This window comes from Rhodococcus sp. 05-2255-3B1 (assembly GCF_002258545.1).
Classification (GTDB): Bacteria; Actinomycetota; Actinomycetes; order Mycobacteriales; family Mycobacteriaceae; genus Rhodococcoides.
Map to the genome: position 1 here is coordinate 670,959 of NZ_NOZC01000036.1, position 19,781 is coordinate 690,739.

Sequence of the window (19,781 nt, forward strand, 5' to 3'; positions counted from 1 at the left end):
GACAGTGCCCGAAGCTTAGTCGGGCATGATCGGTGGCGCGCCGTACGTGAGCCCCGCGGAGCGTCTGCCGTGGCGGTTTGGTGATTGCGTGCGACGCCGCTATTCTTGCAGGGTTGCCTCGAGGCGATCTTCACGCATTGCAATCCTTGCATCTGCTCGTAGTTCGTTTCGATGTCTTCGACCACATGTATCGATCAACATCTATCAAGGAGTTCGCGACTATGGCTGCCGTCTGCGACGTATGCGCCAAGGGGCCCGGCTTCGGTAAGTCGGTCTCGCACTCGCACCGACGGACCAACCGTCGTTGGAACCCGAATATCCAGACCGTTCACGCTCAGGTTGCGCCTGGTAACTCCAAGCGCATGAACGTGTGCACCTCCTGCTTGAAGGCAGGCAAGGTGGTCCGGGGCTGATTTCGGCCTCGCTCTTCGTTTTCCTCCACGGCGTTCCTCGCGTGCGAGAACTGTGCCCCGCCCCCGTATTCGGAGGCGGGGCACAGTCGTCGGTGCACTCGAACACTTGGACGTCCATTAGAATCCCGATCGTGAGTGATTCGGATGACTACGGTCCCAGCAAGGTCAGCATCGAGGACGGCGTGCTGCGCATCGTCGTCGCCACCGAGGCGGGCGGTGCCTCTCTCGACCTCGAAGGCATCGACGCCGGCACGGCGGCACTGCGATCCGTCAACGCCGGTACCACCGCGATCGGAAGTGTGCTCCTCATCGGCCGCGGGCCCAACTTCTGCGCAGGCGGAAACGTACGCGATTTCGCCGGAGCCGACGACCGCGGCGCATTCGTCGGTTCGGTCGCCGACACGTTCCATGCATTCGTCCGCGAACTGGCCGCCGTCACCGTCCCGGTCGTCGCCGGGGTCCACGGCTGGGCGGCCGGGGCAGGCATGAGTCTGGTCTGTCTCACCGATATCGCCATCGGCGGTCCGTCGACCAAACTGCGCCCTGCGTACCCTTCCATCGGATTCACCCCGGACGGAGGAATGTCCTGGACACTCCCCCGAATCGTCGGTTCGGGCCGCGCGATGGACATACTTCTGGGTGACTCGATCATCAACGGAGAGGATGCCGTTCGGCTCGGAATCCTCAGCCGGCTGGTGGGCGACGACATCGTCGACAGTGAGGCCGAGCGCCTCGCTCGAACCCTCGCCAACGGACCGACATCGGCGTACCAGGGCATCAAGAGACTGCTCGGAAGCTCCGAATCAGCAACTCTGACAGAACAATTGGACGCCGAAGCCGCCTCGATATCGGTCGCTGCGGCGTCACCGGCCGGACGTGAAGGCGTCGACGCGTTCGTCGAGAAGCGTCGTCCCGACTTCTCCTGAACCGGTCACGGCAACGTCCAGTCGATCGGTTCGTCTCCGCCTTCGACCAACAGTTCGTTGACGCGGCTGAAGGGCTTGGATCCGAAGAAACCGCGTGAGGCGGACAGCGGTGACGGATGAGCGGATTCGATGAAGGGCACCGACCCGAGCATCGGCTTCAGGGTTGCCGCGTCACGTCCCCAGAGAACTGCCACCAGTCCGGGCGCGTCGGGGTTCTCCGCTCGGGCGACCAATGCCCGAATCGCCTGCTCGGTCACCGCTTCCCAGCCCTTCTTGCGGTGTGACGCCGCCTGCGACGGTTCGACGGTGAGCACCCTGTTGAGCAACATCACTCCCTGCTCCGACCAGGGTGTGAGATCGCCGGTGCTCGGCGTGGGCAGACCGAGATCGTCGGAATACTCCTTGAAGATGTTGCTCAGACTCCGCGGTACGGGTCGCACGTCGGGCGCGACAGAGAAGCTCAGGCCCACTGCGTGTCCCGGCGTGGGATACGGATCCTGACCGACGATGAGCACGCGAACCCGATCGAAGGGGTAGCGAAAAGCGCGCAGCACGTTCTCACCCGCGGGCAGGTAGTGCCGTCCGGCGGCGAGTTCGGCTCGCAGGAAGTCGCCCATCGCAGCGACATTCGTCTCGACCGGAGCGAGGGCAGCAGCCCAGCCCGACTCGACGCTCTCGGACAGCGGCCGGGGCGTCACCGGTCGATCCGGCGCAGCGCGTCGCGGTAGCACGCGGCATTGGCGGAGTACATCTGCACGTTGATGTCGACATGCCCCTCGGGAACCTGGTAGCCCTCGCGGATCTTGGCGGGCACGCCGAGCGCCATGGAACGTTCGGGAACGACGAACTTGAACGGCACCACCGCGCCTGCACCGACGATCGAGCCCGCCCCGATCTTCGATCCGTTCAGTACCACCGAGCCCGACGCGATGAGGCAGTTGTCCCCGATGGTCGCACCCTCGACGTGCGCATTGTGGCCCAGTACGCACCCGGAACCGATGACCGTTGCGTCGATCGGAGTGCAGTGAACCACGGTCCCGTCCTGCACGTTGGTGCCCTCGCCGATCGAGATGGTGCCGTAGTCGGCCCGCAGAACCGCAGTGGGCCACACCGACGATCCGGCAGCCAAGGTCACCGCTCCGATGACGACGGCGTCGGGATGAACGTAGGCGTCGGGGTGGATGTCGGGTTCGCGATCACCGAGCGCATAGATAGCCATCTCTGCAACTTAGCCGACTCGACCGACCCGACCCGCGTTCACTCGCCCTCGAAACTCGACCATCCCGAGCTACCCGCGTGGACGCGTCCGCCGACCGTCACTCGACCCGCAGGCGCACCGTCTCCGTGCTCGACGCGGCCGATCACCGTCCATCCCCCGGGAACGGCGGCGGCGTCGGGGAAGGTGCCGACGAGCGCGTGATCCTCGCCTCCGGTCAGTACCCACTCCAGCGGATCGTGCCCCATCAGCGTTGCTGCCGAACGCAGTTCGACGGGGATCTCCAGCAGGTCGGGATCGAGGTCGACGAGAACGCCCGATGCGTCGGCGATGTGGCCGAGATCGGCCAGCAGCCCGTCGGAGACGTCGGTGAGCGAGGTCGCACCCGCCTCTGCGGCGTCGATCCCGGCGCGGTACGGCGGGACGGGCACTCGGTGTGCGTCCAACACGGCGTCGTGGCCCGTTCCGTCCCGGTCGCCGAGCAGCAGGGCCAGGCCGGCCGCGGACCAGCCGAGCCGCCCCGCATAGGCGATCACATCACCGGCACGCGCCCCCGATCGAAGAACCGGGGCCCGGCCCTGGAGATCGCCCAGCGCGGTGATCGAGATCACCAGCTCCGGCGATTGCACCACATCGCCACCGACGACGGCCGATCCCGCAGCAACCGCCTCGCGCCACATGCCCTCGTTGAGACCGTCGGTCACGCTCACCGGAGTGTCGGCCGGGCATCCGAGGGAGACGAGAAAACCCGAGCACTGCGCGCCCATCGCGGCGATGTCCGCGCCGTTCTGCGCAATCGCCTTGCGGCCGATCTGTATCGGACTCGACCAGTCGAGCCGAAAGTGCCTGCCGTGCACCAACATATCGGTCGATGCCGCGATCCGACCGTCGGACGCGGCGACCACGGCTGCGTCGTCGCCGGGCCCGACGATGGTCGACGACGGCTGCTCGCGGCCCGTGATGGCCCGAGCGATCACGTCGAATTCGCCGACCTGAGCGACGGTGCGCTCGCTGCCGGTGGCCGAGTCGATGACGGTGTCGTCGATGATGTTCCTCCCTGAGAACGCGGTGCGTGAGCGACGGTCTCGCGCGGAGCGAGTGCCGCGCCTGCGGTACCTTTTAGCGGCGGTCGGGACAGTACCGATGCAGCAGGTTACGTGCGAAGAGAACGTAGTCGAACCAACCTACAGTCGAGAAGTCCGGCAGGGGAAAGGGACCACCGATGGTGCAAGCATTCGTTCTCGTTCAGACCGAGGTCGGTCGTGCGACGGCCGTCGCACAACAGATCGAGGCCGTCGACGGTGTCGTGTCGGCCGAGGCAGTGGTCGGGCCCTACGACGTGATCGCGCGCGCCGACGGTGCCTCCGACGCCCGGATCGCCGAGATCGTCTCTCGCATCCAAAAGGTCGATGCCATCACTCGCACCCTCACCTGCCCCGTGGCCCCTCGGTCGACGACGTCCGTCGGATAGCTCGTGAATTCACCCGACACCGGCAACGACGCCGGCACCGAAGACGGCCCCGCCGAGACCGAGGGCACTCGCGAGCAGCGCCATCCCGCAGTCATCGCCACCGCGATCGCGCTACCGGTCGCGCTCGTCGTCGGAGTTCTGGTTGCCGCCATCGCGGTGAATCGCTCACCCGTCCTCGATCCGGTCGCGCTCGGCCCGGTCGACTCCCCCGATGCCGCGAGTGCGCAGTGCACGTCGCTGCTCGACGCCCTGCCCGAAGACCTCGGCGACTACACGAGAGCCGAACTGGCCGACCCGGCCCCGGTCGGAGTCCGCGCGTGGGTCTCGGCCGAGGAGAACGCCGAGCCGGTCGTGTTGCGCTGCGGTCTGCCCCGGCCGATCGGGTTCGATGTGGCCGCGCCGCTTCAGGTGATCAACGGCGTTCAGTGGTTCGAGGTGTCCGGCGCAGACGACGGGATCGACGCCAGCACGTGGTTCGTCGTCGATCGCGGTGTGTACGTTGCCCTGACGATTCCGGGCGACTCGGGCCCCACCCCGTTGCAGGACGCGTCCTCCGCCGTGTCGGGCGCGCTGCCCCAGCAACCTCTCGACCCGGCTCCGTTGCAGTAGCGCCGGGCCGCAACAGCTCTAACGCAAACCTGTACCGCGGGCGAGAGCGGTGTCGATCAGGGTGGCGATCAGCGTCGGGTAGTCGACGCCCGATTCGGCCCACATCTTGGGGTACATCGAGATCGAGGTGAATCCGGGCATGGTGTTGATCTCGTTGATGACCGGGCCGTTCTCGGTGACGAAGAAATCCACCCGCGCCAGACCCTGGCAGTCCAACGCGCGGAAGGCGGCGACGGCGAGTTCACGAATGCGGTCGCTCGTGGCGTCGTCGAGGGCAGCCGGGATGTCGAACTCACTGACATCGTCGAGATACTTTGTGTCGAAATCGTAGAAGGCATGATCGTCGATGTCCGCGTCGGGAATTCGGATCTCGGCGATGGCGCTCGCGCGCACGGTGCCGTCGGGAAATTCGAGCACTCCGCACTCGACCTCGCGGCCGTGGATCATGCCTTCGACGATGACCTTGGGGTCGTGTTCGCGTGCGACGGCGATCGCGGTGGGGAGTTGGTCCCACGCGGTGATACGCGAGATTCCGATGGACGATCCGCCTCGGGCCGGCTTGACGAATGCGGGCAGGCCGATTCGGTCACGCTCGCCTGCCGTCAGGTCGTCGACACCGCGTCGGAGTACCACCTGGCGACCGATCGGCAATCCCTCGGCACCGAGCAGCTTCTTGGTGAATTCCTTGTCCATCCCCGCAGCGCTGGCCAGCACGCCCGGCCCGACATACGGAACGCCTGCCAACTCGAGCAGACCCTGCAGGGTGCCGTCCTCGCCGTACGGTCCGTGCAGAACCGGGAACACGACGTCGACGGATGCGAGCACCGTCCCGCCTTCCCCCTCGCCGAGGGCGAGTAGAGCTCCGGCGTGACCCGGGTCCGTACTGAGAGCGAGCGCTGCCCCGGTCTTGTCCACGGTGGGCAGGACGCGGTCGTGAATCGTCAGCGCGTCGATGTCGGAGGAGCCGAGTACCCACGCACCGTCCGGGGTGATTCCCACGGGAACCACCTCGTACCTGGCCGGATCGAGGTTCTGCAGCACGCTACCTGCCGATACACAGGACACAGCGTGCTCGCTGCTGCGGCCCCCGAAGACGACGGCAACTTTGATGCGGGGAGTACTCACGATGAGAAACCGTACCGCCGCGGCTCGTCGAACGCGGATTCGCCCTGTTCGTCGCGAGACCGCGATCACTGCCTCACTCGGGCTTGATGCGACGTCCCAGCAGGTGCCCGACCGCATCCGGTACGGACATGCCGCCGTGACAGACGCGATGCACGGCGTCGGTCAGCGGCATCTCGACGTCGTAACTCTCGGCGAGCGCCCGGACCGAGGTGCACGACTTGACGCCTTCGGCAACCTGCCCGTGCGCTGCTTCCTGCGCACTCTCGAGGGAGCCACCCGAACCCAGTCGTTCTCCGAACGTGCGATTACGCGAGAGGGGGGACGAGCAGGTGGCGACCAGGTCGCCCACGCCGGCCAGGCCCGACAGCGTCGACGGCTTGGCACCGAGTGCTACTCCGAGGCGGATGATCTCGGCCAGGCCCCTGGTCATGATCGACGCGAGGGTGTTCTCGCCGTATCCGACGCCTGCGGCCATCCCGCACGCGAGGGCGATGACGTTCTTGCAGGCACCCCCGATCTCGGCACCGATGACATCGCTGTTCGTGTAGGGCCTGAAATATCCTGTGGCACAGGATTTCTGAATCTCGAGGGCACGCTGGGAGTCGGAGCACGCGATGACCGTCGCGGCGGGCTGTCCCTCGGCGATCGGGCGCGCGAGGTTGGGACCGGACAGGCACGCGACCCGGCTGGGATCCGCACCGGTGACCTGAGAGATCACCTGGCTCATCCGCATGAGCGTTCCGGTCTCGATCCCCTTCGCCAGGGAGAGCAGCGTCGCGTGCGGCGGAATCGAGTCGGTCCACGCCCCCAGATTGGCCCGCAGACTCTGTGAGGGCACGGCCAGCACCACGATGTCGGCTCCGTCGAGTGCACGGACGGGATCACTCGTCGCGCGAATCGAGGACGGCAGCTCGATTCCCGCAAGGTAGTCCTTGTTCTCGTGGTCGTCGGTGATGGATGCGGCGAGTTCCTCACGGCGGGCCCACATGGTGACGTCCGTTCCGGCATCGGCCAACACCTTGGCGAATGCGGTGCCCCACGAACCCGACCCCAATACCGCTGCTCTGCTCATTCCGCCAACCCCTCGCCTACTTCGCCGATGCCCTGTCCACGCGCGCATCACCCTAACTCGCAGACCTGCTCGGGCGGTCGGAGTCGGCACAGATCCATGACGCTGGCAGGATCGAGCACCATGGGTGCATCACGAGACGATGACGGCGACCGCGTCGTCAGGGTTCTCATCGCGGTGAAGGATCTGGCCACGGCGAAGTCGCGCCTGGCGGCGGAGTTCTCGGCACCCGACCGGACACGATTGGTGCTCGCGATGCTCAGCGACACCGTGGCCGCCGCAGACTCGGTGTCGGCGGTCGATTCGGTCACGGTGGTCACCCCGGATCCTCTCGTCGCGGACACCGCCCGCAGAATCGGTGCACGGGTGTTCGACGAACCGGTCCGCGATCCGGCACTGCAACCGGACGAACGCCTCAATCACGCGTTCGCGGCCGCGGCGCACGTACTGCGTCACGGTCACGTCGGCGCGGACGTCGATGGGGACGAGACCGTCAGCGCGGGCCACGTCGACATCATCGCGTTGCAGGCAGACCTTCCGGCGATGCGTTCGACAGAACTCGCCCAGGCCTACGAGCGCGCCCGGCGGGGAGGCAGATCACTCGTGGTCGATCATCACGGCACGGGAACCGCTGCCCTGATCCTCAAGGATTCCCCCGACGAGTTGACACCGCTGTTCGGACCGGACTCCGCACGCCGCCATACCGCCTCGGGCGCACGGGAACTCGACGGCGAGTGGCCTGGCCTTCGACTGGACGTGGACACCGCCGACGACGTCCGCAGAGCGCATCGTCTGGGAGTCGGACCGGCGACGGCGGCCGTTCTCCACTCGCTCGGGTGGAACGACGAGGCATCCGCGACGACTGCGTGACGGTAGGGACCGCCACGGCAGCCGGGTGAACACCGACCCGAGTTCGGCCATCGGAGTTTCACCGACGCCGGGTATGGGGGATGATCGTGCGGTGAGCAAAGACGACGTGCAGCCAGCGAACCAGGATCCGCCGATCGAGACAGGAAAGGCCGCAGGCTCGGAGCCGGCGTGGAGCGCGCCGATCGCGTCGACGATGCCGAGCATCCCGTCCGCACTACCGGCCGCCACACCGGAATCGGTGGACGCTGCGACCGTTCTTCCCGAAAATCGCTATCTCAACCGAGAATTGAGCTGGCTCGATTTCAACTCGCGTGTCCTCGCTCTCGCCGAGGACTCCTCGCTGCCCTTGCTGGAGCGGGCGAAGTTTCTCGCCATCTACGCGTCCAATCTCGACGAGTTCTACATGGTCCGGGTCGCCGGTCTCAAACGTCGCGACGAAACCGGTCTGTCGGTTCGATCGGCCGACGGAATGACTCCTCGCGAACAGCTGGCGGTGATCGGGCAGCGCACCCAGGAACTTGCGCTCAAACACGCGCGAGTGCTGCTGGATTCGATTCTGCCCGAGCTCACCGCCGAGGGCATCGCGATCATCCGGTGGTCCGATCTGGACAGCGACGAACGTGCGCGACTGTCGGACTACTTCACCGAACAGGTGTTCCCGGTTCTCACACCGCTGGCCGTCGACCCGGCGCACCCGTTCCCCTACATCAGCGGCCTGAGCCTCAATCTCGCTGTGACAGTGAAGGACTACTCCACGACCGGGGAGCACTTCGCCCGCGTCAAGGTCCCCGACAACGTCGATCGCTTCGTGCGCGTCAAGCGCGGCGAGGGCACTCACCGCATCGACGCCTTCCTGTCGATGGAGGAGTTGATCTCCGCTCACCTCCATGTGCTCTTCCCCGGCATGGAGGTCGTCGAGTCCCACGCGTTCCGGATCACGCGCAACGCCGATTTCGAGGTCGAGGAAGACCGCGACGAGGACCTGCTGCAGGCTCTGGAGCGAGAACTCGCTCGGCGGCGCTTCGGCTCGCCGGTCCGTCTCGAGATCGCCGACGACATGACCGAGCACATGCTCGAACTGCTGCTGCGTGAGCTCGACGTCGATCCCGGCGATGTCATCCAGGTTCCCGGACTGCTGGATCTGTCCTGCCTGTGGCAGGTCTACAGCGTCGACCGCCCCAACCTCAAGGACGCACCCTTCGTTCCTGCCACCCACCCCGCGTTCGGTGAACGCGAGACCCCCAAGAGCGTGTTCTCGACTCTGCGCGACGGCGACGTCCTGGTGCACCATCCGTACGATTCCTTCTCCACCAGCGTCCAACGCTTCATCGAGCAAGCAGCGGCCGATCCTCAGGTGCTCGCCATCAAGCAGACTCTCTATCGCACCTCGGGAGATTCGCCGATCGTCAACGCACTCGTCGACGCGGCCGGAGCGGGCAAGCAGGTCGTTGCACTGGTCGAGATCAAGGCGCGTTTCGACGAACAAGCCAACATCGAGTGGGCACGCAAGCTCGAAAAGGCGGGCGTGCACGTGGTCTACGGCCTCGTCGGCCTCAAGACGCACTGCAAGACCTGCCTGGTGGTGCGCCGAGAGGGGTCGGTCATTCGCCGGTACTGCCACATCGGTACCGGCAACTACAACCCCAAGACAGCGCGTATCTACGAGGACGTGGGCCTGCTGACGTCATCGCCCGAAATCGGGGCCGACCTCACCGATCTGTTCAACTCGCTGACCGGATACTCGCGAAAGTCCAAGTACCGCAACCTTCTGGTCGCTCCGTACGGGGTGCGGCGCGGCATCGTCGAGCGCATCGAAGCGGAGGTCGAACACCTCAAGAGTGGCCGTGCGGCCGGAATTCGCCTCAAGGCCAACGCCTTGGTCGACGAGCAGGTCATCGACGCGCTCTACCGAGCATCGATTGCCGGAGTGCCGGTGAAGGTGGTGGTGCGCGGAATTTGTGCGCTCAAGCCAGGAGTTCCCGGGCTGTCGGAGAACATCGAAGTTCGTTCCATCCTCGGTCGATTCCTCGAACACTCACGGGTTCTGCATTTCCAGGGTGCGGACGAGTTCTGGATCGGCAGCGCAGACATGATGCACCGCAACCTCGATCGCCGAGTGGAGGTGATGGCTCAGGTCAAGGATCCCCGACTGGCGAACCAGCTCAGCGACATCTTCGATTCCGCCCTCGACCCCACCACTCGATGCTGGGAGTTGGGACCGGACGGCGGCTGGGTCGCCTCACCTGCTCGGGGCGAGAAGGTTCGTGAACATCAGGTCGACCTGATGCGCAGTCGGAGGAATCAGGCGTCCTGATGGGCACTTCCGACGGTTCTCCCCGCGCCAACATCTTTGCGGCCGGCTCGATCCTGTGGCGTCGTTCACCGAGCGGCGACTCCGGCGTCGAGGTCGCCTTGGTGCACAGGCCCAAGTACGACGACTGGTCGTTCCCCAAGGGCAAGCTCGATCCCGGCGAGACAGCTGTCGACGCAGCGGTCCGAGAGGTGAAGGAGGAGACCGGATTCGACTCACGACTGGGGCGGTCGCTGTCCTACGTCACCTACCCGATTCCGGGGCACCGTCGGGTCAAGAAGGTGCTGTACTGGGCGGCCGAGGTCACCGGGGGCGAGTTCGTCCCCAATGTCGAGGTGGACGAACTGCGCTGGGTGGCACCCGAGGACGTCGGCCGCGAACTCTCGTACCCCATGGACCACAAGATCCTTCGCCGGTTCGTGGCCAAGCCTGCCGACACCTCGACGGTGCTGCTGGTTCGTCACGGCAGTGCCGGGTCGCGCTCGCGGTTCAAGGGCAACGATGTCGACCGTCCGCTCGACAGGACCGGACGGCGGCAGGCCCAATCCTTGGTCTCGCTGCTTCGTGCCTTCGGCGGTGATTCCGTGTACGCAGCCGACCGCGCTCGATGCGTCCAGACAGTCGCTCCGTTCGCCGAATCGTTGGGGGTGGACATCACTCCCGAGCATCTGCTGTCCGAGGAAGGCTACGCCGACGACCCTCGCAAGGGGCGACATCGCGCTCGCGACATAGCCGAACTGCCCGGCACCCCTGTTGTCTGCAGCCAGGGAAAGGTGATTCCCGACCTGATGCGATGGTGGGCGGAGAAAGACGGAATCACGTTGCCTGCCAACCGAAATCGTAAGGGTAGTGTTTGGGTGCTCTCGCGCCGTGACGGTCGGCTCATCGCTGCCGACCACATCGCCAGTCCGTTGCCCACCCTCACCGCCGACGGCTGAGCGGCGCAACACCAACGACGGAAGGCCCCCGACTCGATGTTCGAGTCGGGGGCCTTCCGCGGTGTTCACACTGTCATACGTGAAGCAGGCAGGCTCTACTTCTTCGCTGCGCGCTTCGCGGGGGCCTTCTTGGCCGGTGCCTTCTTGGCCGGAGCCTTCTTGGCGACGGTCTTCTTGGCCGCTGTCTTGGCCGGAGCCTTCTTGGCGGGAGCAGCAGTCGTTGCGGCCTTGCGCGCAGTCGTCTTGGCCGGAGCCTTCTTCGCAACGGTCTTGCGTGCGGTGGTCTTCGCGGGAGCTGCCTTCTTGGCGGCGGTCTTCGCGGGAGCCGCTGCCTTACGAGCAGTGGTCTTGGCCGGCGCTGCCTTCTTGGCGGCAGCGGTGGTTGCCTTGCGGGCGGTCGTCTTCACGGCAGCCTTCTTCGCAGCCGTCTTCTTCGCAGCCGCAGTCTTCTTGGCCGGAGCCGCAGCGGCACCGCGCTTGACGGCAGGACCGGTGGCGGGCAGCTTCTGCCCACCGGCGATGACGGCCTTGAACTGCGCACCCGGACGGAATGCCGGAACGTTGGTCGGCTTCACGCGAACGGTCTCGCCGGTGCGGGGGTTACGGGCGACGCGGGCTGCGCGACGACGCTGCTCGAACACGCCGAAGCCCGTGATCGTGACACTCTCGCCGCGGTGCACTGCGCGCACGATGGTGTCGACGATGTTCTCGACAGCCTCTGTGGCGCTCCGCCTATCAGACCCCAACTTCTCGGTCAGGGCGTCAATCAGCTCTGCCTTGTTCATGGATTTCCTCCGCTATATGGTGGCCCATCGTCGGACCGACTACTACAACGGTAAACCCCAAGTCGTCAAGAGTCTATGCGCCACGCCAATTTTCATTCTGGTGTCGCGGAATGATTCACGGCCGCAAAGCGTGTCGGACCGCCGCCGATCAGCTTTCGGCGGGTGTCTCGATCCGCGCCGGAAGGGTCAGGGGTTTGTATGAAGGCCTTGACTTTTCGTACTCCGTAATGGCCTCTACCTGGCGTAATGTCAATCCGATGTCGTCCAGGCCCTCCAGCAGACGCCACCGCGTGTAGTCGTCAATCGCAAAGGGCACCACCAACGTTCCAGCCGTTACGGTCTTGTCGACGAGGTCGACAATTATTTCCAGACCGGGCTGTTCTTCTAAGGCTTTCCACAGCAATTCGACGTCGGATTGATCCACTTCGGCAGCCAGCAGCCCGGCCTTACCCGAGTTTCCGCGGAAGATATCGGCGAAACGGGAGGCGATCACGACCCGAAATCCGAAGTCCGAGAGTGCCCAGACGGCATGCTCGCGTGACGATCCCGTACCGAAGTCGGGCCCGGCAACGAGCACCGAGCCTCGGTCGTAGGGCTCGAGGTTCAACACGAAGTTCGGGTCCGAGCGCCAGGCGGCGAACAACCCGTCCTCGAATCCGGTGCGCGTGACGCGCTTGAGGTAGACCGCGGGGATTATCTGGTCGGTGTCGACGTTGGACCGCCGGAGCGGAACTCCGATACCGGTGTGTCGAGTGAAAGCTTCCATCGAATGTGCTCCTCTGAGTTCGATCGATCCGAGCGAAGACGCGTTTACGCGAGATCCGCCGGAGACGACAGGGTTCCACGGATTGCCGTTGCCGCTGCTACCAACGGTGACACGAGATGGGTGCGCCCACCCTTGCCCTGCCTACCCTCGAAATTGCGGTTGGACGTCGACGCCGATCTCTCGCCCGACGCCAATTGGTCCGGGTTCATTCCCAGGCACATCGAGCAACCGGCCTGACGCCACTCCGCTCCTGCGGCCGTGAATATCTCACCCAGACCTTCCTCCTCGGCCTGCGCTCGCACCCGCATGGAACCCGGTACCACCAGCATTCGCACTCCGTCGGCAACCCGGTGTCCTTCGAGAACGGACGCGACGGCCCGCAGATCCTCGATTCGGCCGTTGGTGCACGAGCCGACGAACACGGTGTCGACGGCGATATCGCGGATGGGCGTTCCCGCTTCCAGACCCATGTACTGCAAGGCCTTCTGGGCTGCCACCCGCTCGCTCTCGTCGACCATCGCCTCCGGATCGGGCACCGTATCGCCAAGTGGCGCACCCTGACCCGGATTCGTTCCCCACGTGACGAACGGCGTCAACGTGTCGGCGTCGATGTGGACCTCGTTGTCGAACACCGCATCCGGATCGGTCGCCAATTCGTTCCACGCGGCCACCGCCGCATCCCAGTCGGCTCCCCGAGGAGCGTGCGGGCGTCCCTTCAGGTACTCGTAGGTGACCTCGTCGGGTGCGATCATGCCTGCCCGCGCTCCGGCTTCGATCGACATGTTGCAGATGGTCATTCGCGCTTCCATCGACAGCTTGCGAATGGCCTCACCGCGGTATTCGAGGACGTAGCCCTGACCGCCGCCGGTGCCGATCTGTGCGATGACGGCGAGGATGAGATCCTTGCTCGTCACACCGGGGGCGAGTTCTCCGTCGACGGTGATGGCCATCGTCTTGAAAGGACGCAGCGACAAGGTCTGCGTGGCCATGACGTGCTCGACCTCACTGGTGCCGATGCCCATTGCGATCGAGCCGAAGGCACCGTGCGTCGAGGTGTGACTGTCTCCGCACACCACGGTCATGCCGGGCTGGGTGAGACCCAGCTGTGGGCCGATGATGTGCACGATGCCCTGATCGAGATCGCCCATCGGGTAGAGCCGAACACCGAATTCCTCGCAGTTGCGTCGAAGGGTGTCGACCTGCGTGCGCGAGACCAGATCGGCGATGGGCGCGAAGATGTCGGCCGTCGGGACGTTGTGGTCCTCGGTCGCGATCGTCAGATCGGGACGACGGAGCCCGCGGCCGGCCAACCGAAGTCCGTCGAACGCCTGCGGGCTCGTCACCTCGTGCACCAGATGGAGGTCGATGTAGATCAGATCCGGCTCACGCGCCCCGCCTTCGCCGCCGCCTCGGACCACCACATGCTGGTCCCATACCTTCTCCGCCAAAGTCTTCGGTGTTTCGGACATCGCTGTCGCGGACCTCGTCTTTCCCTGTCGTCGTCGCGCCGGTGAACGGGCTGGTTCACCTCGCGTGATCGTCTCGACATCATGCCCCCGGCGCGCACCGAAGATGTCGTAGTTGTGCAATCTCAGCATGCGGGAGGCTAATATCGTTCTATGAGACAGCATAGCCCCAATGGCCTCGTCGACAAATCGAGCGGTATCGGTGTCCTCGACAAGGCGATGGCGGTGCTGCACGCGGTGGCCGAGAAGCCCTGCAATCTGGGCGATCTGTGCGCTCGAACGAGCCTGCCCAGGGCCACGGCCCACCGGCTCGCGGTCGGCCTGGAGACCCACCGGCTTCTGGTACGAGATGCCGACGGCCTGTGGCGGACCGGGCCGGGACTGGGCGAGCTCGCGGCGAGCGCATCGGATGCCCTCCTCGATGCTGCTGCCTCGGTACTCCCCCGCCTACGCGAGATCACCGGCGAGAGTGTGCAGATCTATCGGCGCGAAGGAACGGTGCGGGTGTGCGTGGCGTCCATGGAGCCGCCGACCGGACTTCGAGACACCGTGCTCGTCGGAGCACGCCTGCCGATGACGGCCGGGTCGGGTGCCAAAGTGCTTCTCGCATGGGCAGATTCACAGACTCAACGAACAGTTCTGCCCGATGCGGAATTCGGTGAGCGCACCCTCCTCGAGGTTCGACGGCGCGGTTGGGCGCAGAGTGCGGGCGAGCGCGAACCGGGCGTCGCGAGCGTTGCCGCGCCGGTGCGCGACAGCAACGACGCTGTGGTGGCGGCGATCTCGGTGTCGGGACCGATCGATCGAATCGGGCGCAAGCCCGGAGCGCGCTGGGCAGCCGATCTCCTGGCGGCCGCGGACGCACTGCACAAGCGACTCTGAGGCAGGGCGCAGACCTCACGGCCCGAGGAAAACCAGCTGATCGCGCTGCGAGAGTGGGGTACCTTCGTCTCGAGCGGCCTACCCGGCCGGTCGTCGACTGCGAGGAGTCACCCATGCCCGAATCCGGCAGTGAAGAACTGAAGAAGAAATTCCGCGAAGTCCTGGAACAGAAGAACAGCAAGTCCCACAATTCCGTCGAACACAAGGACGGTGGGCCGAAGGTCAACAACGCTCACGGTCCGGCCGACCATCAGAAGATGTTCCGCCGCAAGAGCGTCTGAGACGCCCACACCGAAACGACAACACCCTCCCGATCCACGGATCGAGAGGGTGTTGTCTGTTGTAGCCCCGACGGGATTCGAACCCGCGCTACCGCCTTGAGAGGGCGGCGTCCTAGGCCGCTAGACGACGGGGCCAGGAACTTCACCTGCATTGTTGTTCGAGCTTGTAACGCTGAGCCAGCTTAACTGCCTCGGCCTCGGCGACAAAATCGCCTTCACCTGCTCGCTGGGGTACCAGGACTCGAACCTAGAATGGCGGTACCAGAAACCGCTGTGTTGCCAATTACACCATACCCCAATGGACTTGAATCGAACTGCGCATCACGATCGATGTGCACTGCGTTTCGAGCCGGGATAGAGACTATCAAAGGTGACTACCCATTCTGCAAATCGGCTGCTCAGAGCCACCGAAACCGCGCGGCGCAGACTTCGGGGCCGGCCCGAGTCGCAGCTTCCTCGGGCCCCAGGAGCCCCCTCGACGCCTCGTCCGACCAGTGGAGCAGACTTGTTCTCCGTGACCGATCGCAGACCCAGCCGAGTCCGATGAGGGTTCTGCTCGTTCCTCAGGGCGAGCAGGCGGTACTGACGTACCTCGCCGACGACGGCTCGATGCAGAGTGAACCCACGGTGGCCGAGGATCCGGTCGCGGCCGTTGCCGGGCTGGAGCGAGACGAACGGCCGAGGTGGGTGTGGGAGGACACCAGCCGGATCTACCCTCGGTTGCTCGAACGAGGAGTACGCGTCCGCCGCTGTCACGATCTGGCCCTGGTCGGTGCGATTCTGGCGATGCGCGCCGGCTCGGCGACTGCCCCTTCGGCTCCCGCCGACCTGCGGCCGGGGCTGTTCGACGCGAACCCCAACTCCGATCCCGCGGCCGTGCTCACCGAGTATCGGCGTCAGCTTCGCGACATCGGTGACGATCGCGCACTGCACCTGCTGGCGGCGGCCGAGTCGGCCGGGGGCCTGGCCGCCGCGGAGATGACCTTCGACGGGTTGCCGTTCTCCGCGTCGGCACATCGCCGTCATCTGGACACGATGCTCGGTGCGCGGCCGCTGGACGGTTCTCCACCCCCGGCTCTCGTCGAGCTCGAGAACCAGATCTCGTCGGCGTTCGGGCGGCGCGTCAACCCTGCCTCTCCCGTGGAGCTGGTGGCCGCGTTCGCGCGCGTCGGTATCGAACTGACATCGACTCGCGCGCACGTCATCCGCGACATCGACCACCCGGCAGTTCCGCTGCTGCTGCGCCACCGCGATCTGTCGAAGCTGCACGCTGCGAACGGGTGGGCATGGCTCGACGCGTGGGTTCGCGACGATCGTTTCCGTCCGGTCTATGTTCCCGGCGCTGTGGTCTCGGGCCGGTGGGCCAGTCGCGGCGGAGGCGGCCTGCAGATTCCGAAACCCCTGCGCGCCAGTGTGATCGCCGATCCCGGTTACACCTTCGTGGCCGCCGACGCCGGTCAGCTCGAACCGCGCATTCTCGCTGCGATGTCCGGCGATCCCGGTATGGTCGCCGCGGCAGGCACCGCAGATCTGTATGCACCGGTGGCGGCAGCATCGTTCGGCGGCGATCGCAGCCACGCCAAGGTTGCCGTTCTCGGGGTCCTGTACGGGGCGACCTCCGGCGAGGCGCGTTCGCTGCTGACGCGACTACGGGCCTCGTTCCCCGGTGCCGTCGCACTGGTGGAGGAGGCCGCCCGCGCGGGAGAACGGGGCGAGGTCGTTCGTTCGTGGCTCGGACGGGCCTGCCCACCGCCCTCGCCGCAGTGGTGGTCGGAAGGTGACGCGCACGCGCGGGGCCGGTTCACGCGCAATTTCGTCGTGCAGGCCACCGCCGCCGAGTGGGCGCTGTGCTTGTTGGCCGATCTGCGTGGCCGGTTGGCCGGGAGTGGAGCCCGCAGGAGTGACCCGAATGCCGGGAGCGGAGCCCGCAGGAGCGACGGGGATTCCGGGACCAGCAGCGAGTTGGTGTTCTTTCAACACGACGAGGTGGTGGTGCATTGTCCCGTCGCCGATTCGGAGCGTGCCGCCGAAGCGATTGCAGCATCGGCGTTGTCGGCAACTCGGCTGATGTTCGGCGACACGGCCGTCCGGTTTCCGATGGAGACGAGAATCGACCGCTTCTACGGCGCTTCGGCTGCCCGCTCGGAGCCGGATTCGGACTGAGCTCCCGGTGGGTCGGCGAACGTCACGTCGATGTCCTCGAACGGCTTGCTGCGTTGTGCTTCTGCCTGTCCGGTGTAGGTGAGTTTGTCACCTTCGGTCAGTTCGACATCGTCGGTGAACGGGGCCAGAAGGGACCGCGGGAACAGCCTGTCGACACGAACCACGTTGATCTCGATGCAGATCACGATCGATACCGAGGTCACGTACAGAAAGGCCAACAGCCCGAGCACCACTGCAAAGACACCGTTCGTCACCGTCGAACTCGCGGCGACGTATTTCACGTACACACCGCCGAACGTCTGCAGTAGCTGCCACGTCAGACCGGCCACTACGGCTCCCGGAAGTACCTGTCCGATCGACACCGCTCGCACTGTGGCGAGCCGAAACGCAACGACGAACACCCCGACGTACAGCAGCGTTCCGATCACGAAGACGACGAGACCTGATTCCGGGCCGAAATATCCTGCGGCACTGAGCACATTCAGTGCGGTGATAGCCAGTACCGCCAGGCCCACGGTGCTCAGCAAACCCAGTCCCCGCACTCGGGCTCGAATCGGATCGGGCCGGAGATTCTTCGGTACGGCCCATGCGGTGTTCATCGCGTTCTGCAGCGCAACGGACACACCGAGCCCGCCGTACAGCGACCCGAGGATACCCACCGTCAGACCGACCGTGCCGCCACCTATCCGTTCGGGACGCCCCAATTCTTCACCGACCGCCGGGATCTGACCGAGTGCCGAGTTCAGGATCTGTTGTTGCAGCTCCGGGTTGCCCATCAACACGATGCCCAGAATCACGGAGAAGAGCAGCAGCGCAGGAAAGAGCGAGACGAAGGCGTAGTACGTGATCAGGGCGGCGAGGTAGCCGCCCTGATCGTCGACGAACTTGTACACCACCGCAATGGGATAGCCGAGAACCGGTCGCCTGCGCTGGAGTCGATCCAGTCGATCGGAGACACTCATTCGAGGCTGCCCCCGCGGCCCGCGGTGCGCCTGGGGCCGTGCGCCGTCACGCCACCCGGGCGCGTGCTGCAGCCAGGCGTGCCAGGGTCTTCTCGCGCCCGAGCAATTCCATGGACTCGTACAGCGGCGGACTGATGTGCGACCCGGTCACTCCCACCCGAATCGGGGCGAAAGCCTTGCGCGGCTTGAGCTCGAGCTTCTCGATCAGCGCGTCCTTGAGAGTCGCCTCCAGATCGGCCGTGGTCCAGGTCTGCAACGCCGTCAGCGCCTCGACCGAGGCGTCGAGAACGGGTGCGGCATCGGCACCGAGGTTCTTCGCCGCGGCTGCAGGGTCGATCTCGAAGTCCGCCTCGTCGACGAACAGGAACTTCAGCAGTCCCCAGGCATCCGAGAGGACGACGATGCGGGTCTGCACCAGATCGGCCGCGACGGCGAACACCTTCTCGTCGACCGGCTCGGTGAGATTGCCCTGCGCGACGAGGTATTCGCGCAACCGCGCCGCGAAATCGTCAGCTGCCAGCATCCTGATGTGCTCGGCGTTGATCGCGTCGGCCTTCTTCTGATCGAAGCGTGCCGGGTTGGAATTAACCGACGAGATCTCGAACGCCGCCACCATCTCGTCGAGAGAGAAGACGTCGTGATCGTCCGAGATGCCCCAGCCGAGAAGAGCGAGGTAGTTCAGCAGACCTTCCGGAACGAACCCACGATCGCGGTGGATGAACAGATTCGATTCGGGGTCACGCTTGGACAGCTTCTTGTTGCCCTGGCCCATGACGAACGGCAGGTGCCCGAACTCGGGGGTGCGTTCTGCGACGCCGATCCGGATCAGTGCCTCGTAGAGAGCGAGCTGACGAGGCGTCGACGACAGCAGGTCCTCACCGCGCAGGACGTGGGTGATCTTCATCAGTGCGTCGTCCACCGGATTGACCAACGTGTACAGCGGAACTCCGTTGCCTCGGGTCAGAGCGAAATCCGGTACGGTCCCGGCCTTGAACGTGGTCTCCCCGCGCACGAGGTCGTTCCACGTCAGATCGTGATCGGGCATCCGCAGTCGCACGACGGCCCCGCGTCCCTCGCTTCGATAGGCCTCGCGCTGCTCCGGAGTCAGGTCGCGGTCGAAGTTGTCGTAACCGAGTTTGGGGTCGCGTCCGGCTGCCTTGTGACGGGATTCCACTTCCTCCGGCGTGGAGAACGACTCGTAGGCCTCGCCGGCGTCGAGCAACTGCTGCACGACGGCAACGTGTTGCTCGCGACGCAGCGACTGCCGGTAGGGCTCGTACGGGCCACCCACCTCGGGGCCCTCGTCCCACTCGAGGCCGAGCCAGCGCAACGCGTCGAGCAGGGCGGCGTAGGACTCTTCGGAGTCGCGTGCTGCGTCGGTGTCCTCGATGCGAAAGACGAAGGTGCCGCCGTGATGCCGGGCGAACGCCCAGTTGAACAGTGCGGTTCGGACCAGACCGACGTGCGGGGTCCCGGTGGGCGACGGGCAGAACCGAACGCGGACATCTGTTGCTGTGGTCATGCTCGC

The 19,781-nt window shown here is 65.5% G+C and carries 20 protein-coding genes and 2 tRNA genes; 10 read left to right on the forward strand and 12 right to left on the reverse strand.

Going from position 1 to position 19,781, the window contains the following annotated elements:
• Positions 1-221: 221 nt before the first annotated feature.
• Positions 222-413, forward strand: a complete 192-nt coding sequence (gene rpmB / locus CH249_RS23950) for a 50S ribosomal protein L28 (protein WP_008717389.1) — start codon at positions 222-224, stop codon at positions 411-413.
• A gap of 131 nt (positions 414-544) precedes the next feature.
• Complete coding sequence (locus tag CH249_RS23955; RefSeq protein ID WP_032397776.1) at positions 545-1,339, forward strand: enoyl-CoA hydratase/isomerase family protein; 795 nt, start codon at positions 545-547, stop codon at positions 1,337-1,339.
• A 5-nt stretch (positions 1,340-1,344) separates the two neighbouring features.
• Here CH249_RS23955 and CH249_RS23960 read toward each other — a convergent pair whose 3' ends face one another.
• From CH249_RS23960 to CH249_RS23970, 3 genes are read right to left on the reverse strand one after another with little or no spacing between them, the layout of a single operon-like run.
• Positions 1,345-2,037 carry a uracil-DNA glycosylase gene (locus tag CH249_RS23960; RefSeq protein ID WP_032397775.1) on the reverse strand — a complete coding sequence of 231 codons (693 nt, stop codon included), beginning with the start codon at positions 2,035-2,037 and terminating at the stop codon, positions 1,345-1,347.
• Positions 2,034-2,558, reverse strand: coding sequence for a gamma carbonic anhydrase family protein (locus CH249_RS23965; RefSeq protein ID WP_094682869.1), 525 nt, complete (start codon positions 2,556-2,558; stop codon positions 2,034-2,036). Before CH249_RS23965 ends, CH249_RS23960 begins: the two co-directional genes overlap by 4 nt.
• A 38-nt stretch (positions 2,559-2,596) precedes the next feature.
• Positions 2,597-3,586 carry a thiamine-phosphate kinase gene (locus CH249_RS23970; protein WP_306436636.1) on the reverse strand — a complete coding sequence of 330 codons (990 nt, stop codon included), beginning with the start codon at positions 3,584-3,586 and terminating at the stop codon, positions 2,597-2,599.
• 191 nt (positions 3,587-3,777) lie between these two features.
• Here CH249_RS23970 and CH249_RS23975 point away from each other — a divergent pair, with 191 nt between their 5' ends.
• Together CH249_RS23975 and CH249_RS23980 are read left to right on the forward strand one after the other, a co-directional pair.
• Positions 3,778-4,026 carry an Lrp/AsnC ligand binding domain-containing protein gene (locus tag CH249_RS23975; protein WP_094648103.1) on the forward strand — a complete coding sequence of 83 codons (249 nt, stop codon included), beginning with the start codon at positions 3,778-3,780 and terminating at the stop codon, positions 4,024-4,026.
• A 3-nt stretch (positions 4,027-4,029) separates the two neighbouring features.
• Positions 4,030-4,635 carry a DUF3515 domain-containing protein gene (locus tag CH249_RS23980; protein ID WP_032397771.1) on the forward strand — a complete coding sequence of 202 codons (606 nt, stop codon included), beginning with the start codon at positions 4,030-4,032 and terminating at the stop codon, positions 4,633-4,635.
• An 18-nt stretch (positions 4,636-4,653) separates the two neighbouring features.
• Here CH249_RS23980 and CH249_RS23985 read toward each other — a convergent pair whose 3' ends face one another.
• On the reverse strand, positions 4,654-5,760 hold the full coding sequence (locus tag CH249_RS23985) for a D-alanine--D-alanine ligase family protein (protein WP_045199902.1): 1,107 nt from the start codon (positions 5,758-5,760) through the stop codon (positions 4,654-4,656).
• A 73-nt stretch (positions 5,761-5,833) separates the two neighbouring features.
• Entirely contained in the window at positions 5,834-6,832 is a 999-nt protein-coding gene (locus tag CH249_RS23990) for an NAD(P)H-dependent glycerol-3-phosphate dehydrogenase (RefSeq protein WP_032397770.1), read from the reverse strand.
• A gap of 102 nt (positions 6,833-6,934) precedes the next feature.
• Here CH249_RS23990 and cofC point away from each other — a divergent pair, with 102 nt between their 5' ends.
• The 3 genes from cofC to CH249_RS24005 all read left to right on the forward strand — a co-directional run bounded on the left by cofC (position 6,935) and on the right by CH249_RS24005 (position 10,948).
• On the forward strand, positions 6,935-7,699 hold the full coding sequence (gene cofC, locus CH249_RS23995; protein ID WP_371828404.1) for a 2-phospho-L-lactate guanylyltransferase: 765 nt from the start codon (positions 6,935-6,937) through the stop codon (positions 7,697-7,699).
• A 193-nt stretch (positions 7,700-7,892) separates the two neighbouring features.
• Positions 7,893-10,013: an RNA degradosome polyphosphate kinase gene (locus CH249_RS24000; RefSeq protein WP_230597037.1), complete on the forward strand. Its 2,121-nt coding sequence runs from the start codon at positions 7,893-7,895 to the stop codon at positions 10,011-10,013.
• Positions 10,013-10,948: an NUDIX hydrolase gene (locus CH249_RS24005; protein ID WP_032397769.1), complete on the forward strand. Its 936-nt coding sequence runs from the start codon at positions 10,013-10,015 to the stop codon at positions 10,946-10,948. The genes CH249_RS24000 and CH249_RS24005 overlap by 1 nt, the downstream gene beginning before the upstream one ends.
• A gap of 95 nt (positions 10,949-11,043) precedes the next feature.
• Here the strand turns inward: CH249_RS24005 and CH249_RS24010 are convergent, their stop codons facing one another.
• The 3 genes from CH249_RS24010 to leuC form a co-directional block, all read right to left on the reverse strand.
• Positions 11,044-11,733, reverse strand: coding sequence for an HU family DNA-binding protein (locus CH249_RS24010; protein WP_032397768.1), 690 nt, complete (start codon positions 11,731-11,733; stop codon positions 11,044-11,046).
• A 148-nt stretch (positions 11,734-11,881) separates the two neighbouring features.
• Positions 11,882-12,499: a 3-isopropylmalate dehydratase small subunit gene (gene leuD / locus CH249_RS24015; protein ID WP_032397767.1), complete on the reverse strand. Its 618-nt coding sequence runs from the start codon at positions 12,497-12,499 to the stop codon at positions 11,882-11,884.
• A 44-nt stretch (positions 12,500-12,543) separates the two neighbouring features.
• A complete protein-coding gene (gene leuC / locus CH249_RS24020) occupies positions 12,544-13,968 on the reverse strand; it encodes a 3-isopropylmalate dehydratase large subunit (protein ID WP_032398343.1) in 1,425 nt (474 codons plus the stop codon).
• A gap of 150 nt (positions 13,969-14,118) precedes the next feature.
• On the opposite strand from leuC, the gene CH249_RS24025 reads away from it, so the two are divergent.
• Together CH249_RS24025 and CH249_RS28095 are read left to right on the forward strand one after the other, a co-directional pair.
• Positions 14,119-14,847: an IclR family transcriptional regulator gene (locus CH249_RS24025; RefSeq protein ID WP_094631797.1), complete on the forward strand. Its 729-nt coding sequence runs from the start codon at positions 14,119-14,121 to the stop codon at positions 14,845-14,847.
• 113 nt (positions 14,848-14,960) lie between these two features.
• On the forward strand, positions 14,961-15,128 hold the full coding sequence (locus tag CH249_RS28095; protein WP_170946045.1) for a DUF5302 domain-containing protein: 168 nt from the start codon (positions 14,961-14,963) through the stop codon (positions 15,126-15,128).
• A 62-nt stretch (positions 15,129-15,190) separates the two neighbouring features.
• Here the strand turns inward: CH249_RS28095 and CH249_RS24030 are convergent.
• Together CH249_RS24030 and CH249_RS24035 are read right to left on the reverse strand one after the other, a co-directional pair.
• A tRNA-Glu gene (locus CH249_RS24030) sits at positions 15,191-15,263 on the reverse strand.
• Between the two features lie 91 nt (positions 15,264-15,354).
• Positions 15,355-15,426 (reverse strand) — tRNA-Gln (locus CH249_RS24035).
• Positions 15,427-15,671: 245 nt separating this feature from the next.
• Here CH249_RS24035 and CH249_RS24040 point away from each other — a divergent pair.
• Positions 15,672-17,291: a bifunctional 3'-5' exonuclease/DNA polymerase gene (locus CH249_RS24040; protein ID WP_094682871.1), complete on the forward strand. Its 1,620-nt coding sequence runs from the start codon at positions 15,672-15,674 to the stop codon at positions 17,289-17,291.
• Here the strand turns inward: CH249_RS24040 and CH249_RS24045 are convergent.
• Both CH249_RS24045 and gltX read right to left on the reverse strand, forming a co-directional pair.
• Positions 17,249-18,253, reverse strand: coding sequence for a YihY/virulence factor BrkB family protein (locus CH249_RS24045; protein ID WP_179272763.1), 1,005 nt, complete (start codon positions 18,251-18,253; stop codon positions 17,249-17,251). The genes CH249_RS24040 and CH249_RS24045 overlap by 43 nt on opposite strands.
• Positions 18,254-18,299: 46 nt before the next feature.
• On the reverse strand, positions 18,300-19,775 hold the full coding sequence (gene gltX, locus CH249_RS24050; protein WP_094648106.1) for a glutamate--tRNA ligase: 1,476 nt from the start codon (positions 19,773-19,775) through the stop codon (positions 18,300-18,302).
• Between the last annotated feature and the right edge of the window lie 6 nt (positions 19,776-19,781).

What these genes read in the sequence shown, in the direction of transcription:
- CH249_RS24000 (WP_230597037.1), top strand. Translation starts at nt 7,893, where the DNA reads ATGCCGAGCATCCCGTCCGCACTACCGGCCGCCACACCGGAATCGGTG.
- CH249_RS23965 (WP_094682869.1), bottom strand. Translation starts at nt 2,558, where the DNA reads ATGGCTATCTATGCGCTCGGTGATCGCGAACCCGACATCCACCCCGAC.
- rpmB (WP_008717389.1), top strand. Translation starts at nt 222, where the DNA reads ATGGCTGCCGTCTGCGACGTATGCGCCAAGGGGCCCGGCTTCGGTAAG.
- CH249_RS23990 (WP_032397770.1), bottom strand. Translation starts at nt 6,832, where the DNA reads ATGAGCAGAGCAGCGGTATTGGGGTCGGGTTCGTGGGGCACCGCATTC.
- leuC (WP_032398343.1), bottom strand. Translation starts at nt 13,968, where the DNA reads ATGTCCGAAACACCGAAGACTTTGGCGGAGAAGGTATGGGACCAGCAT.
- CH249_RS28095 (WP_170946045.1), top strand. Translation starts at nt 14,961, where the DNA reads ATGCCCGAATCCGGCAGTGAAGAACTGAAGAAGAAATTCCGCGAAGTC.
- CH249_RS24045 (WP_179272763.1), bottom strand. Translation starts at nt 18,253, where the DNA reads ATGAGTGTCTCCGATCGACTGGATCGACTCCAGCGCAGGCGACCGGTT.
- gltX (WP_094648106.1), bottom strand. Translation starts at nt 19,775, where the DNA reads ATGACCACAGCAACAGATGTCCGCGTTCGGTTCTGCCCGTCGCCCACC.
- CH249_RS24025 (WP_094631797.1), top strand. Translation starts at nt 14,119, where the DNA reads ATGAGACAGCATAGCCCCAATGGCCTCGTCGACAAATCGAGCGGTATC.
- CH249_RS24005 (WP_032397769.1), top strand. Translation starts at nt 10,013, where the DNA reads ATGGGCACTTCCGACGGTTCTCCCCGCGCCAACATCTTTGCGGCCGGC.
- leuD (WP_032397767.1), bottom strand. Translation starts at nt 12,499, where the DNA reads ATGGAAGCTTTCACTCGACACACCGGTATCGGAGTTCCGCTCCGGCGG.
- CH249_RS24040 (WP_094682871.1), top strand. Translation starts at nt 15,672, where the DNA reads ATGAGGGTTCTGCTCGTTCCTCAGGGCGAGCAGGCGGTACTGACGTAC.
- CH249_RS23975 (WP_094648103.1), top strand. Translation starts at nt 3,778, where the DNA reads ATGGTGCAAGCATTCGTTCTCGTTCAGACCGAGGTCGGTCGTGCGACG.
- CH249_RS24010 (WP_032397768.1), bottom strand. Translation starts at nt 11,733, where the DNA reads ATGAACAAGGCAGAGCTGATTGACGCCCTGACCGAGAAGTTGGGGTCT.